Source organism: Pantoea sp. YU22 (genome assembly GCF_003970755.1).
GTDB lineage: Bacteria > Pseudomonadota > Gammaproteobacteria > Enterobacterales > Enterobacteriaceae > Pantoea > Pantoea piersonii.
The window spans coordinates 105347-117801 of record NZ_RYDU01000003.1; the positions used below are offsets into that span (position 1 = coordinate 105347).

Genomic DNA, 12455 nt, shown 5'->3' on the forward strand with positions numbered 1-12455 from the left:
GGTCAAATGCTTGAAGAAATGGGAAAAGCGGCGCGCGCCGCTGCGTATAAGCTGGCCGATCTCTCGACCGCTGAGAAAAATCAGGTCCTGCTGGCGATCGCCGATCGTCTCGATGAGGAACGCGATACGATTCTGGCGGCCAACGAGCAGGATCTCGCCGATGCGCGCGCGAACGGCATGAGCGCCGCGCTGCTCGATCGCCTGACGCTGAATCCGCAGCGCCTGAGTGCCATCGCCGACGACGTGCGTAAGGTATGCCAGCTCGCCGATCCGGTCGGCCAGCTGATCGATGGCGGCCAGCTCGACAGCGGCCTGCGCATCGAGCGTCGCCGCGTTCCGCTCGGCGTGGTAGGCGTGATTTATGAGGCGCGCCCCAACGTGACGGTGGATGTCGCCAGCCTGTGCCTGAAAACCGGCAACGCCTCGATCCTGCGCGGCGGCAAGGAGACATGGCGCACCAACGCGGCCACGGTGCGGGTAATCCAGAATGCGCTGCAGCAGTACGGTTTGCCGGCGGCGGCGGTGCAGGCGATTGAGAATCCGGATCGCGAACTGGTGAACCAGCTGCTGAAGCTGGATCGCTATGTCGATATGCTGATCCCGCGCGGCGGGGCAGGGCTGCATAAGCTCTGCCGCGAAAATTCGACGATACCGGTGATTACTGGCGGGATCGGCGTTTGCCATATCTACCTGGATGAAACCATGGAGATCGCGCCGGCGCTGGAGGTGATCGTCAACGCGAAAAAACAGCGGCCCAGCGCCTGTAACTCGCTGGAAACCTTGCTGATCCATCGCGCGATCGCCAATCGTTTCTTACCGGCATTCACGGCGCGTATGGCGCAGGAGGGGATCCCGCTGCACGCCGATGAGAATGTGCTGGCGCAGTTGCAGGACGGCCCCGCCAGCGTCACGCCGATCAAAACGGGCGACTACGTCGACGAGTGGCTGTCGCTCGATCTCAACGTAAAGCTGGTGGATGATATGGATGCGGCTATCGAGCATATCCGCACGCACGGCACCCAGCATTCAGACGCTATCCTGACGCGCAGCACGCAGAATGCCAGCCGCTTTGTTAAACAGGTCGACTCTTCGGCGGTATACGTAAACGCCAGCACGCGTTTTACCGACGGCGGTCAGTTTGGACTCGGCGCGGAAGTCGCAGTGAGCACGCAGAAGCTGCATGCGCGCGGCCCGATGGGGCTGGAGGCGTTGACGACCTATAAATGGGTCGCATGGGGCGACGATACGCTGCGCCCCTGATCGCGATTTTATTTAACAAAAAGGGTGTCCAGAGCGGGCGCCTTTTTTTTTAACGCCGCTTTTTCGATCCAGTTAAATTTGGAGTTTTCCGGTGCGACTTGCGGCGCGTCAGGACGTCACTTTTTTTTCCGCAAAGCGGCTGCCTGTTTTTTGCCCATTTTTCTACGGAACATTCCTGAAAGCCGCGCCGCAACGGGCCGCAGTGCATTCGAGACTGGTTGCTCAAGACGTGAAGAGGATAATGATAATTAGCGCTGCTTTACAAAAGCAATTGGGTAGCAAACGGACGGTAATATAAAATGAACTGGTAGCAATAATGAAAATAACATCCAGTATCTCCTCTATGGCAGATTATTAACTAATGGTTAAAAAAGAGAGTACGAGACAAGCTTTTACTGCCAGGCTGATTGCCGCTTGCGAAAGCGCGGGAATTGTCGGACATGGACGAAATAAACAGGTTGCCAAAGCGTTACAACAGTTGGGGTGCAAAATATCGACGCCGGGCGTGTGGAAGTGGTTTAACGCGCAATCGGTGCCCGATGATAATAATTTGCTGGCGTTGAGCCGGCTACTGGGCGTGCGGGTTGAATGGCTGCAGTACGGAATGGAAAAGCCTGCCGAATCGCTGTCGATCGACAGTCTTAACGCGCAGCGCAATGTGTTCCGTATTGAAAGCCTCGATATTGGGCAAAAGTCAGCATCCGGGCTGTATGTACGCGAAGAGTTCGTCGAGACCATCCATGCCATTGAATATGGCGTGGATGAGGCGCGCGTGCTCTTCAATGGCCGTCCGGCGGAAAATATTCGATTAATTGCCATCAACAGCGATTCGATGGTAGAGACCTTTGCGCCGCGCGATCAGCTGTTCGTGGACATCAGCGTGAAGGTTTTCGACGGAGACGGTATCTATATCTTTACCCTGGATAACCAGCTTTACCTCAAGCGACTGCAGCTGCAGCATAAAAAAATCGCTGTAATTTCAGATAATAAGCGTTATGAAACTTGGTATCTTAATCGGGAGGATGTAGACAGTATGCAGGTGATGGCCAAGGTCATCCTGAGCCAGGCGCGGCACTATCAGCTACTGGGTTAGCGTCTGTCTAAAATCTGTTCAGTACCAGCCTGCTGAAAAAAAATAATTCAGCAAAATTCAAAAATTTAACCAATAGTAAATAAAAAATTAACTGTTGGTGTTTGATAAAGCATAAGAACAGGTTAATAATTTGAGCGTGGACCAACGAAGCCCTTCTCTCACGGAGTGAGCCGCTCTTAAACAATCGAGGCGCTGCACAAGCGCGAATCAAACCATCCAAAGTCAGTGAACTTTGGGATGGGGTGGATGCGCACATGCAGCGTCGTCAGATGCCGCCTTTTTCTCCCAACTCGCGCTTAGCCTGGCTGTTATTACAGCCGGGGCACTGCGCTGTGAGCGGAAAACGCGGCATCCGGGACGGTTCGGCTTGCCGAAAACCCGCGCCTGCCACCCCATCGCCAAAGACTCATTCACAGGAGGAGTTATGGCGATAATACATTATGGCAAAAGCGTATTCGTAGGTAATGCACGCACCCGCAGACATCGTCGGCGTCAGCCGCTCAGTCGACTCAAGCTCAGCATCGATCAGGCGCTGGGCTGCGAACCCGAAAATCCCCCTTTACGTCACGCCGAACGCATCGCTCAGCGTCCGGTGACTTCGCGTGTTGAACGGGCAATCGCCCCGACGCACGTTAACCGTTCCGAAAACGCCAGTTTCGATAACTGCTGTCTGCCGCATGTGCACCTCTACGCCGTGCGCTGAATCTGCCCTGTTTCCTGCCTGTACCGCTGTACTTCACCTTTTCTCCCGTTTTGTCTGAACGGGGATCCTGACCGCACTGTTTAGGCCTGCTGCTGGGTTCGCCTGGGGCATTGCTGGGGTTATCTCTGGCACTGATCAGTGCGCTTTAACTGTCGTTGTCGCATCGGGAACGCTTTCCCATGCCCGTAATAGAGGAATGGTCATGAGCCAGATTATTGAGATTCTCAATTTTGAAGAGGGTTACGTCGAAGCGCCTTATCTCGACACGCAGGGGTTTCCTACCGTGGCGGGTGGCATTCGCATCGGACCAAAAGGCGCGTCACTCAATAACTATGTGTTTCGCGTGCCGCGTCAGGTCGGCGACGTCTGGAAGAAATGCATCATCGAGGGCAAAGCCCAGCAGATGCAGAGCCGACCGCTGCTGCAACAGGCGCTGGCGAAGTGCAACGACGCGCGCAGCGACGTGCTTTACAGCATGGCGTACCAGCTCGGGGTCGATGGTCTCTCTCTGTTTACCAGCATGCTGAGCGCGGTGGCGGCGGAGGACTACGACAGCGCGGCCAACTCCATGCTCAACAGCCTGTGGGCGCGTCAGACGCCGGGACGCGCCCGTCGTCATGCCGAAGTGATGCGCAGCGGCACCTATGACGTTTATCGGGGGCTGCTATGAAATGGTTGCTTTTTATCATCGCCGTCCTGGCGGTCATCGTTGTGCTGCTGATTATGCAGCGCTTCACCACCCTGGAGTTTGTCGCCCATGCGCGGCTGCTGTTTAAAACCTGGTCTGTCTGGCTGGCGTCGCTGGGATCGATGCTCAGTGCCTGGGTGCAGTCCTTTCCCACTGCGGCGCTGGACGCCTGGAACACCCTGCCGGAAGACGTTAAAGCCATTCTTCCCCACAACTATCTCGGCCTGATCGGCGCCTTTATGGTGGCGATGGGCGTCATTGCGCAGTTTGTTCGGCAGAAGAATCTGCTGCTGCAAAAGCAAGAACTGGAGACGAAGAAAAAATGAGCCTGTTTACCGCACTGCTCTCAGGCGGCTGGCACTGGATCGCCGTTATTGGGGCGCTAATTGCCGCGCTGGGCGCCAGCTACTTCGGCGGCAAAAAGATCGGCAAGGTGCAGCAGCAGGCCAAAGCCGATACGGAGAGCGCGAAGAAAGAGGCGGCGCAAACTGCCGCCGTCGCGCATCAGCAACAACTGCATAGCGAGGAGGCGACCCGTGTTACGACCGAGAACAGCAATCTTGATGACGCTGCTGCTCGCGACAAGCTGCAGCAGTCGAAATACAACAAACCCTGAGCCAGCGGCCGTCACCGATTCGGCCTGCGTGCTTTTTTCACCGATTTACACCCACGGCGACGATGCGCAACGCATGGACGTTCGCACCGTTCGCGCCATCAATACCCACAACGACATGTGGGACCAACTTTGCGGCCGTCCGGCCACGCACTGACAGACGTCAGAGCATTAGTACCCTGAAATCCTGAGGAGGATACCATGATTGAAGTGAACTCTTATGCTGAACTGCGTACCACCAAACCCGCAGCAGCAGGCCAGGTCGCCAGCCTGAACCGCTATTATGATAAGGATTCAACCTTCCGTGGCGGCGGCGATTTTATCGGCTACCTCGGCACCACCACGCTGAAAGATGACGGTGGCACAATTGCGGTGGGCGATGGCTTCTACTGGAAGCGCACCATTAACGATCCATCCGAGTTGAACGTGCTGCACTTCGGTGCGAAAGGCGATGGCTACACTGACGACACCGACGCCTTTATGCGCATGTACAACTGGACCAAAACCTGGAACGCCAACTGCGTCGCGCTGCCCGTGCGTTTTCCCGGCGGGAAATTCCTGATCAAGCCTATCGATCTCAGCGCCACTGATGCGACCTTCTTTGGTCTGCTCGGCGATGACTCGCCGCTGGGTTCGCTGCCGCGTACCACCATTATCTCTGATAAAAGCGCCACGCCGGTGTTTAAGGTAAAAGCGCGCCGTACGGTGATCACCGGGATGGCGTGGAACGGTCAGGCCAGCGCCGATACCGTGAAGAACACCGGCACCATCACCGCCGATCTGGTGAGCAACACCCAGCCGTTCTTTGAGAACACCTGTATCGAAGGGGAAACGGTGAATATTCACTGCTTCCGCGCGCAGAATACCGGCGGCACAGTGTTCAAACTGCTGGATACGCTCGACAGTAAGTTTGACCAGATCTATACCCTCTACACCTATTCGCGCGTGTTTGATGTGGGCTGGTCAAACTCACCGTATGGCGTCTGGGATCACTCAACGGCAATCGAGCTGAGCAACGCTAACTTCCAGACTGGTTACGGCGACGCCACGCTCTATATGCCGCGTGTGACTCAGGGGATTATGCGCAACGTCTGGATTGAGCATACGCGCAACCCCGGCAATCTCTCCGACGGCGGCTGGACTATCGACACGCTGAACATTGAAGCTTGCGACAACCCATTCAATCTGAACAATGCGCGCGTGGTGATGCGCCAGATCGGCCTGCAGTCGGGCGGCACTATCTCTCAGGATGCCGTCAGCGGCCGCTGGCTCTCTACCTTTGAGTATGGTTATCGTCGTGACGAGAACCACGGCACCTTTATGACCGGCTCGCTGCGAGCAGGGTACTACAGCGGTTATAAAGTAACCAACAATACCAGCACCGATAACTGGTATCGCCTCGGCCAGTTCTTCTTCCCTAACCCTAATCAGCAATGGGTTATTGAGATGATTGGTAAAGGCGACGCCACTTCACCGTCCACGACCGCCACCTCGCCGGTCAATATGGTGGGGACCGGTAAAACCTGGATCAACCTGCAGCGACTGGAAACCGTCTGGGCCGACGCCTGCCATATGGGGCAACCGGCGGTGCTGGATATTCGCTACAGTCGTGTCGGCACCACCTATGCGGTGGTGTGGGTAAAGCTGGCCGCGAACAGTGGGGACACTATGTTCAACCTGCAATGTACCGGCCCAACGCGCTTCGATAGCGGCTCCTGCTCGCTGTTCCAGTCCGATATGTCGGTGGTAACGGACACCACCAAGATGGGGACGCTGAAACCGGCCGCACGCTTTGGCTTGCATAATGGACTGGCAGGGATCGGCGCCAACGAGAAAGGCGTAGTCACGCTCGCGACGACCGCGGGTACGCCGACTAACAAAACCACGCCTTCGGGCTTTGTGCTTATCAATATCAATGGTACCGACCGCAAGGTTCCTTATTACGATTGATGACAGGCACGTTTTGGCGAGGCTGCGGCCTCGCCTTTTTTTGTTTCTGGCGCAGAAAGCGAGCGGGGGAGCGATTTCAGGTATCAAATGACGAGAAAAGCAGCATCTGCACGCTGCGGCTCTTGACGCAGATAGCGCTTTTTTCTACCTTATTGCCCCGTAGTTCTCGCCTTAATGCCGGTGTAGCTCAGTTGGTAGAGCAGCGCATTCGTAATGCGAAGGTCGCAGGTTCGACTCCTGTTTCCGGCACCAGTTATATCAAAGCGTTACCCATCATTCGTTCCTTCTCCTTTTAGCCTGTGTGACAGATTTGGGACTGAAGGAGTGCTCAAAATCCCCCTTGCTGTAAACCACTGAACCCTTCTCATCGACCTCAGCCTTGTCGCCCCTCTCTTTTTAGCACTGCGTGCCGCCTGGTAAAATAAAAAGCAATGATAATCAAATGGATACGCTTTATTTGAAGAAAGTGTATTATTTTTTGTTTGCTATTAAGTAGCGCGCTATGTAAATTCAGCTCATCCCGAATGCGCCGTAGCTAAGGCGGTGCATTTAAATAGCGTGCGATTTAATAGTGAATTGATTAAAGGAGTAACCTCATGAAAATTAAATATACCTTTTTAGCCGTGGCGCTGGCCGCCGCTTCTGCTAACAGCTTCGCTGAAGCACCGCAGCCGGAACGTCACGTACAAAGCTTTTTAAATGCCCTGAACAGCAGCGGCGGCAAACCGCTTGAACAGCTCTCGCCGCAGGCGGCGCGGCAGGTGCTGATCGGCGCGCAAAAAGGCGCGACGTTGCCTGACGCAGAGGTAACGGAAAAAACCATCGAGATAAACGCACAGCCTTTAAAACTCAATATTGTTAAGCCCAAAGGCGCGCAGGGCACGCTGCCGGTGTTTATGTTCTTTCACGGCGGCGGCTGGGTATTAGGGGATTTCCCGACCCATGAACGCCTGGTGCGTGATCTGGTCGTCGAGTCGGGCGCCGCGGCGGTATTCGTTAACTATACGCCGTCACCGGAAGCGCACTATCCCGTCGCCATCAATCAGGCGTATGCCGCAACCCGCTGGGTCGCAGAACATGGCGCCGAGATTGGCGTGGATGGCAAACGTCTGGCGCTGGTGGGCAACAGCGTCGGCGGCAATATGGTGGCGGCGGTCGCGCTGCAGGCGAAGCAGCAGCATACGCCAGCGATTCGCTATGACGTGATGCTGTGGCCGGTGACCGACGCGCACTTTGATACCGGGTCATATCATCAGTTCCAGAATGGCTATTTTCTGACGCGCAACATGATGAAATGGTTCTGGGATAACTACACCACTAAAGCGAGCGATCGAAACAATATTCTGGCTTCGCCGCTGCGCGCTACCCGCGAACAGCTGCAGGGGCTGCCGCCAACTTTGATCCAGACCGCCGAGCTGGACGTGCTGCGCGACGAAGGCGAAGCCTTTGGGCGTAAGCTGGATGCCGCTGGCGTCGACGTCACGTTAACGCGCTACAACGGTCTGATCCACGATTACGGCTTGCTGAACGGACTGAGCAACGTACCTGCGGTACGTACTGCGCTGCGCCAGGCGGCCGATGAGCTAAAAACGCATCTGAATTAACTCCCTTTGCCAGGCAACCTGCCTGGCTTTTTTTACCTCGCCGCGCACACAAAAAGCAGTGCACCAGAGACTGCGCCAGGTTAAATTCGCAAAATCAAGCTGTTACTCCACTCACGACTGCAGGATACAGACATGTTTGCAAAGCACTATGATGTTGATGAAAACCATATCGATTTCCAGGGCATCGTCGATGGCCTCTATTATCCTTTCTATATGGAATGGACGCGCCATGCCTATATGCGCGAAGCGCTGGGTATCGACATTGAAGAGGAGTTTAAACAGGGACGCCTCTATATGGTGCTGGAATATTCGCTGCGCTTCCGCAAGAGCCTGCAAAAGGGCGACCGACTGGAAGTGACCTGTGCGCTGGAAAAAAATGAAAAGCGCAATCGGGTTAACTTCGTTCAGCAGATCAGAGTCGACGGCGTGACTTATGCCGAGGCGACTTTTGTCGCAACCTGCCTCAGCAATGGCAGGCCCAGCATGCCGGATGCGGTAATGCACGCCTTAAACGCGCTGTAACGCAGAGGGTGAAGGGCTAAAGCCAGCCCTTTACCGTTACGCACCACGCCCGATGCCTTATTTCCCTCTGTCCTGACCTCTCGGCCAATTCTTAGGCCGCCCGGCGAAATTGATGAGATATTCGTCACGTTAACCGCCTTAATTTTTCCGCCTTTATCCCCGCTTTTTTTACATCAGCACTGTTTAAGCTGGCGCTATGTTTTAAATGCATATTGTTATTCTTCTTAAGAGTGCCTTGCTGACCGCAGATAAATATTGCACGCATCGAGAAATAAAACTTATTAAGCCCGGTTAATCTAATTTCACGTCGGTTTGTACGACGTCATGAAAGCACAGCTTTTTTTGCTTTTTCCTGCCAGGATAAATCCTAAGGCTAAAACTGCTTTTCTGCGGGTTGAAGAGGAACCGTTATTAGTGGGTTTTTTACCGTTTAAGGACGCCAGTTCAGACAGGTGATAAATCTCACAGATAAGCGTAATCCCTGCTTATCCATTCATTCTGATGAATAAGCAGAGCGTCTGTGCGGAAATTCCGGTTTCGCGTTCGCCCCATTGACGGAATAAAAGCGGCACGTAATATCTCATCATTCAATCCTGATTTTTTCTGTAGTCGCACACTATTTATCCGGGAAAAATAAAAATGCTGAAGTGAGCCCGGCACTAACGTTTTATTGCGGTTATTGCTGCGCTTTTAGCGTGGACGTAAAACACTTTTCCCAGAGGATCTATGGTAACGCTTAACAGCCCGTTAATTAGCGTAATTGTGCCGGTATATAATGCGGAAAACTCGATTATTCGCTGTGTTGAAAGCGTGCTGGCGCAGCGAGAGGCGCGCGTTGAACTGATTCTGGTTGACGACGGGTCGACCGACAGCTCGCCGCTGATACTGGAGAGCTGGCGCGACCATCCCCAGGTGCGCATTATTACCCAGCGTAACGCCGGCGTTTCATCGGCGCGCAATGCGGGCATTGCGGCGTCGCGCGGCGTTTATTTGCGCTTCGTCGATGCGGATGATTTTCTGCCCGACAACGCATTAAGCCTCTGCCTGTCGCTAATGAATGATGACGTTGGCCTGATTGTCGGCGAGTCGCAGCACTTTACACCGCAGGGGCGGCCTGTTGCGCGTACGTTTTCCTCTGCGGCGCGTCGGGTGCTCAGCGCCAGCGACGCTGTCAACGATCTGCTCTATTTCCATCCGCGTCACGGCATCTGCGACAAGCTCTTTAACGGCGAGCTGATTCGCGCGCATCAGCTGCGCTTTAATGAGCAGATCGCTAATTTCGAAGACCTGCTGTTTGTCATGCAGTATCTCAGCCTGCTTAAAAGCCAGCGGGTGATATGCATCAACAGCGTCATTTACAACTACGTTGAGTCTGAGAACTCGGCGACGCGCTCGTCGGTGCGCGAAAAACATTTTTCATTCGCCCGTTCATTTAGTGAAATGCAGCGGCTGCTGTCGCGCAGCAACGACAAATTTTTCTATTTCCTGCTGCTGAAGGTCTCCTCAGCCTATTTATATAAAGCCATCGTCTCAGGCGAGTTTAATTCCGCCTTTATCAACGATCATATACGCCGTTACCGGCAGGCTTTTAAAGCCTACCTCTCTTCGGGGGTCATCGTTAACGGCTGGAGCCTCTACTTCACGCTTTTTTTCTGCTCGCCGCGTCTGGTCTCCCAGCTGCGCAAGCTGGCGCAAAGCGCGGTTCGCGGAGGGTAATCATGAAAGATAAACTGAAGAATTCGTTGTGGATGATCGCCGAGAAGATCATTGCGGTCTTTGGCCTGATTTTCGTTACCTCCTTCGTGGCGAAATATGTCGGGCCGACCACCTTCGGCATTATTTCCATCTCGCTGCTGGTGTTTCAGTTTTTGCAGACCGTGGCCTATATGGGCAGCGATGTCATTCTGCTGAAACGGCTGTCGCAGAATAAACACTCCGGCATCAGGCTGATGCTCTCCGCATCGGTACTGATCTTCACGCTCTATCTGGTGCTGGCGTCGGCCGGTATGGTGATAATGCGCGCAGAGATGACCTCGCAGGCGCAGATCTTTATTGTCGCTGCGGCCATCGCCTGCCTCTTTTCCGCCATCGATCTGGTCAACGTCTTCAACGAGGCGATGCTGAATGCGAAACTCAACGTCATTGCCAACGCTATCGGCTTAACCATTAGCCTGACGATACGCTTCGTCATCTCATACTTCGAGCTGGATCCGCACTATCTGGCGCTGCCGATCGTGCTGGCGACCTTTATTCCCTTTGTTATCAAGCTGGCGCTGTTCCGCCGCTATGAAGGCGCGCTGAGCACGCCGAGCCGCAAACAGCTTAAAATCTATTCACGCTATATGCTGGCGTCCGGCGGCACGCTTATCTTCTCAGTTATCGCCGTGGCGCTCTATACGCGTCTGAACCAGTTCAGCGTCAGCTATTTTCTCGGCGTTAAAGAGGCTGGTGTCTTTTCGGTGGCGTTAACGCTCTCCGGCGCCTGGGTCTTTTTGCCCAATGCGCTGCTGGCGTCGTTCTATCCCGCCTTTTTCTCTGAACGCGATCCTAAACGCGCCATCGTTAAAATTCAGCAGCTGCACCTGCTGGTAGTGGGGGTGTCGGCGCTGGTGATCGCCGCCGTCGCGCTGCTGGCACCGCCCTTTATTCATTACTTTTACGGTCCTGCCTACCAGGATGCGGTCGCGCCTACGGTCTGGCTCTGTCTGGGCGCGATGTTCGGCCTGCTGAGCAGCGTGATGGATCGCTTTATTATCAAATACAACGGTTACGCCTATCTGGTGAAAAAAACCTTTTTCGTGCTGCTGATTTGCCTGGTTTCTTCTGCTGTTCTGGTGCCGCTCTATGGCCTGACCGGCGCAGCCTTTAGCGTTATTTTGACCGAACTGCTCTCGTTCACGCTGCTGAATTACTTTTTTGCCGCCCAACCGATGTTAACCATTCATCGTTCTTTTTTCAGTCCTAAAAAAATATGGTTTTTATTAAACGACGCTAAAACCCTCAGATAGTTAAGAGGAATGAAAAATGATATCTACACCCAAGTTCAGCATTATTATTCCCGCGTGGAATGCGCAAAAAACATTGAGAAGAACATTAATCAGTGTTTTACAGCAGACCTGCGACGATTATGAAGTGATAGTGGTTAATGACGGCAGCACCGACGGCACCGCCGCGTTGCTGGAGGAGTTTAGCTACCAGCAGAATATTCACGTTATCAGTCAGCCGAATGGCGGCGTCAGCGCGGCGCGTAATCGCGCGCTGAAGCAGGCGCAGGGGGATTTTATTCTTTTCCTCGACGCTGACGACTGGGTTGACGAGCACTTTCTCGCCAGCTTTCAGCAGTCGCTGGATAACAGCCACGGCAGGCCGGTAGACTTAATCGTCGGCAACCTGGTCGACGATCGTATCGGCAGCATCCGTAAATATGGCTATTTTGCGGCGCAGGAGATGCCTTATCTGCTGGGCGAACTGGAGATGAGCGATAATATCGGTTATCTGCACAACAAGTGTTACAGTCGACGCGTAATTGAGGTGAATAATCTCCATTTTCTTGAGGGGATCTCCATGAGCGAAGATCTGTTGTTCAACCTCAAGTACTTTTACAACGTCAGTAACTGTCTGGTGATCGACAGCACAGCCTACCATTACGAGAACGTGATGGATTCGCTGTCAAAGAAGCGTGTTCAGTACAACGAACTCAAGGAGCGCAAGCAGTTTCTGACCGGCCTGTATGACACCATCATGAATAAGTATACGCACCGCGATCTCGACTACTTTCTGAAAGGCGTCTCTAAGCGGGTACTGGCGCTGGATATGCAGATAGTGACGTCGATGTATCACGACTCCTTTACGCACAATGAAATCTCACGCGAAATTAATGAGATTAAACGCGGCAAATATTCGAAAGGAATTTTTATCCTGCTGAACCGCAATGAAAAACTGAAATATATTATTATGAATTTCAATAGTTTTGCGGCTTATTACTGTCTTTACGCCCTGTATAAGGCGCGCGCTTTTTAATG

13 protein-coding genes and 1 tRNA gene are annotated in these 12455 nt (G+C 53.8%); all 14 read left to right on the forward strand.

What is annotated here, in order from left to right; genetic code table 11:
- Positions 1 to 6: 6 nt before the first annotated feature.
- The 14 genes from proA to EKL29_RS07200 all read left to right on the forward strand — a co-directional run bounded on the left by proA (position 7) and on the right by EKL29_RS07200 (position 12453).
- Positions 7 to 1260 (forward strand): glutamate-5-semialdehyde dehydrogenase, encoded by a 1254-nt coding sequence (gene proA, locus EKL29_RS07140; protein WP_126689223.1) that lies wholly within the window; start codon positions 7 to 9, stop codon positions 1258 to 1260.
- A 361-nt stretch (positions 1261 to 1621) separates the two neighbouring features.
- On the forward strand, positions 1622 to 2353 hold the full coding sequence (locus EKL29_RS07145) for an XRE family transcriptional regulator (RefSeq protein ID WP_120451201.1): 732 nt from the start codon (positions 1622 to 1624) through the stop codon (positions 2351 to 2353).
- A 424-nt stretch (positions 2354 to 2777) separates the two neighbouring features.
- A complete protein-coding gene (locus EKL29_RS07150) occupies positions 2778 to 3056 on the forward strand; it encodes a hypothetical protein (protein ID WP_120451202.1) in 279 nt (92 codons plus the stop codon).
- 202 nt (positions 3057 to 3258) lie between these two features.
- Entirely contained in the window at positions 3259 to 3726 is a 468-nt protein-coding gene (locus EKL29_RS07155; protein WP_120451203.1) for a glycoside hydrolase family protein, read from the forward strand.
- Positions 3723 to 4070, forward strand: coding sequence for a hypothetical protein (locus EKL29_RS07160; protein WP_120451204.1), 348 nt, complete (start codon positions 3723 to 3725; stop codon positions 4068 to 4070). The genes EKL29_RS07155 and EKL29_RS07160 overlap by 4 nt, the downstream gene beginning before the upstream one ends.
- Complete coding sequence (locus EKL29_RS07165; RefSeq protein ID WP_126689224.1) at positions 4067 to 4360, forward strand: hypothetical protein; 294 nt, start codon at positions 4067 to 4069, stop codon at positions 4358 to 4360. The genes EKL29_RS07160 and EKL29_RS07165 overlap by 4 nt, the downstream gene beginning before the upstream one ends.
- Positions 4361 to 4388: 28 nt before the next feature.
- Positions 4389 to 4514 carry a hypothetical protein gene (locus EKL29_RS23230; RefSeq protein WP_257026002.1) on the forward strand — a complete coding sequence of 42 codons (126 nt, stop codon included), beginning with the start codon at positions 4389 to 4391 and terminating at the stop codon, positions 4512 to 4514.
- A 44-nt stretch (positions 4515 to 4558) separates the two neighbouring features.
- Positions 4559 to 6307 (forward strand): amylovoran biosynthesis protein AmsF, encoded by a 1749-nt coding sequence (locus EKL29_RS07170; protein ID WP_126689225.1) that lies wholly within the window; start codon positions 4559 to 4561, stop codon positions 6305 to 6307.
- A gap of 176 nt (positions 6308 to 6483) precedes the next feature.
- Positions 6484 to 6559, forward strand: a tRNA-Thr gene (locus EKL29_RS07175).
- Positions 6560 to 6903: 344 nt separating this feature from the next.
- A complete protein-coding gene (locus tag EKL29_RS07180) occupies positions 6904 to 7911 on the forward strand; it encodes an alpha/beta hydrolase (RefSeq protein ID WP_126689226.1) in 1008 nt (335 codons plus the stop codon).
- A gap of 132 nt (positions 7912 to 8043) precedes the next feature.
- Positions 8044 to 8433: a thioesterase family protein gene (locus tag EKL29_RS07185; RefSeq protein WP_126689227.1), complete on the forward strand. Its 390-nt coding sequence runs from the start codon at positions 8044 to 8046 to the stop codon at positions 8431 to 8433.
- Positions 8434 to 9159: 726 nt separating this feature from the next.
- Positions 9160 to 10149: a glycosyltransferase gene (locus EKL29_RS07190; RefSeq protein WP_126689228.1), complete on the forward strand. Its 990-nt coding sequence runs from the start codon at positions 9160 to 9162 to the stop codon at positions 10147 to 10149.
- Between the two features lie 2 nt (positions 10150 to 10151).
- Positions 10152 to 11441: an oligosaccharide flippase family protein gene (locus tag EKL29_RS07195; protein ID WP_126689229.1), complete on the forward strand. Its 1290-nt coding sequence runs from the start codon at positions 10152 to 10154 to the stop codon at positions 11439 to 11441.
- 16 nt (positions 11442 to 11457) lie between these two features.
- A complete protein-coding gene (locus EKL29_RS07200; RefSeq protein WP_120451216.1) occupies positions 11458 to 12453 on the forward strand; it encodes a glycosyltransferase family 2 protein in 996 nt (331 codons plus the stop codon).
- The last annotated feature ends 2 nt before the right edge of the window (positions 12454 to 12455 follow it).

What these genes read in the sequence shown, in the direction of transcription:
- proA (WP_126689223.1), top strand. Translation starts at nt 7, where the DNA reads ATGCTTGAAGAAATGGGAAAAGCGGCGCGCGCCGCTGCGTATAAGCTG.
- EKL29_RS07145 (WP_120451201.1), top strand. Translation starts at nt 1,622, where the DNA reads ATGGTTAAAAAAGAGAGTACGAGACAAGCTTTTACTGCCAGGCTGATT.
- EKL29_RS07150 (WP_120451202.1), top strand. Translation starts at nt 2,778, where the DNA reads ATGGCGATAATACATTATGGCAAAAGCGTATTCGTAGGTAATGCACGC.
- EKL29_RS07155 (WP_120451203.1), top strand. Translation starts at nt 3,259, where the DNA reads ATGAGCCAGATTATTGAGATTCTCAATTTTGAAGAGGGTTACGTCGAA.
- EKL29_RS07160 (WP_120451204.1), top strand. Translation starts at nt 3,723, where the DNA reads ATGAAATGGTTGCTTTTTATCATCGCCGTCCTGGCGGTCATCGTTGTG.
- EKL29_RS07165 (WP_126689224.1), top strand. Translation starts at nt 4,067, where the DNA reads ATGAGCCTGTTTACCGCACTGCTCTCAGGCGGCTGGCACTGGATCGCC.
- EKL29_RS07170 (WP_126689225.1), top strand. Translation starts at nt 4,559, where the DNA reads ATGATTGAAGTGAACTCTTATGCTGAACTGCGTACCACCAAACCCGCA.
- EKL29_RS07180 (WP_126689226.1), top strand. Translation starts at nt 6,904, where the DNA reads ATGAAAATTAAATATACCTTTTTAGCCGTGGCGCTGGCCGCCGCTTCT.
- EKL29_RS07185 (WP_126689227.1), top strand. Translation starts at nt 8,044, where the DNA reads ATGTTTGCAAAGCACTATGATGTTGATGAAAACCATATCGATTTCCAG.
- EKL29_RS07190 (WP_126689228.1), top strand. Translation starts at nt 9,160, where the DNA reads ATGGTAACGCTTAACAGCCCGTTAATTAGCGTAATTGTGCCGGTATAT.
- EKL29_RS07195 (WP_126689229.1), top strand. Translation starts at nt 10,152, where the DNA reads ATGAAAGATAAACTGAAGAATTCGTTGTGGATGATCGCCGAGAAGATC.
- EKL29_RS07200 (WP_120451216.1), top strand. Translation starts at nt 11,458, where the DNA reads ATGATATCTACACCCAAGTTCAGCATTATTATTCCCGCGTGGAATGCG.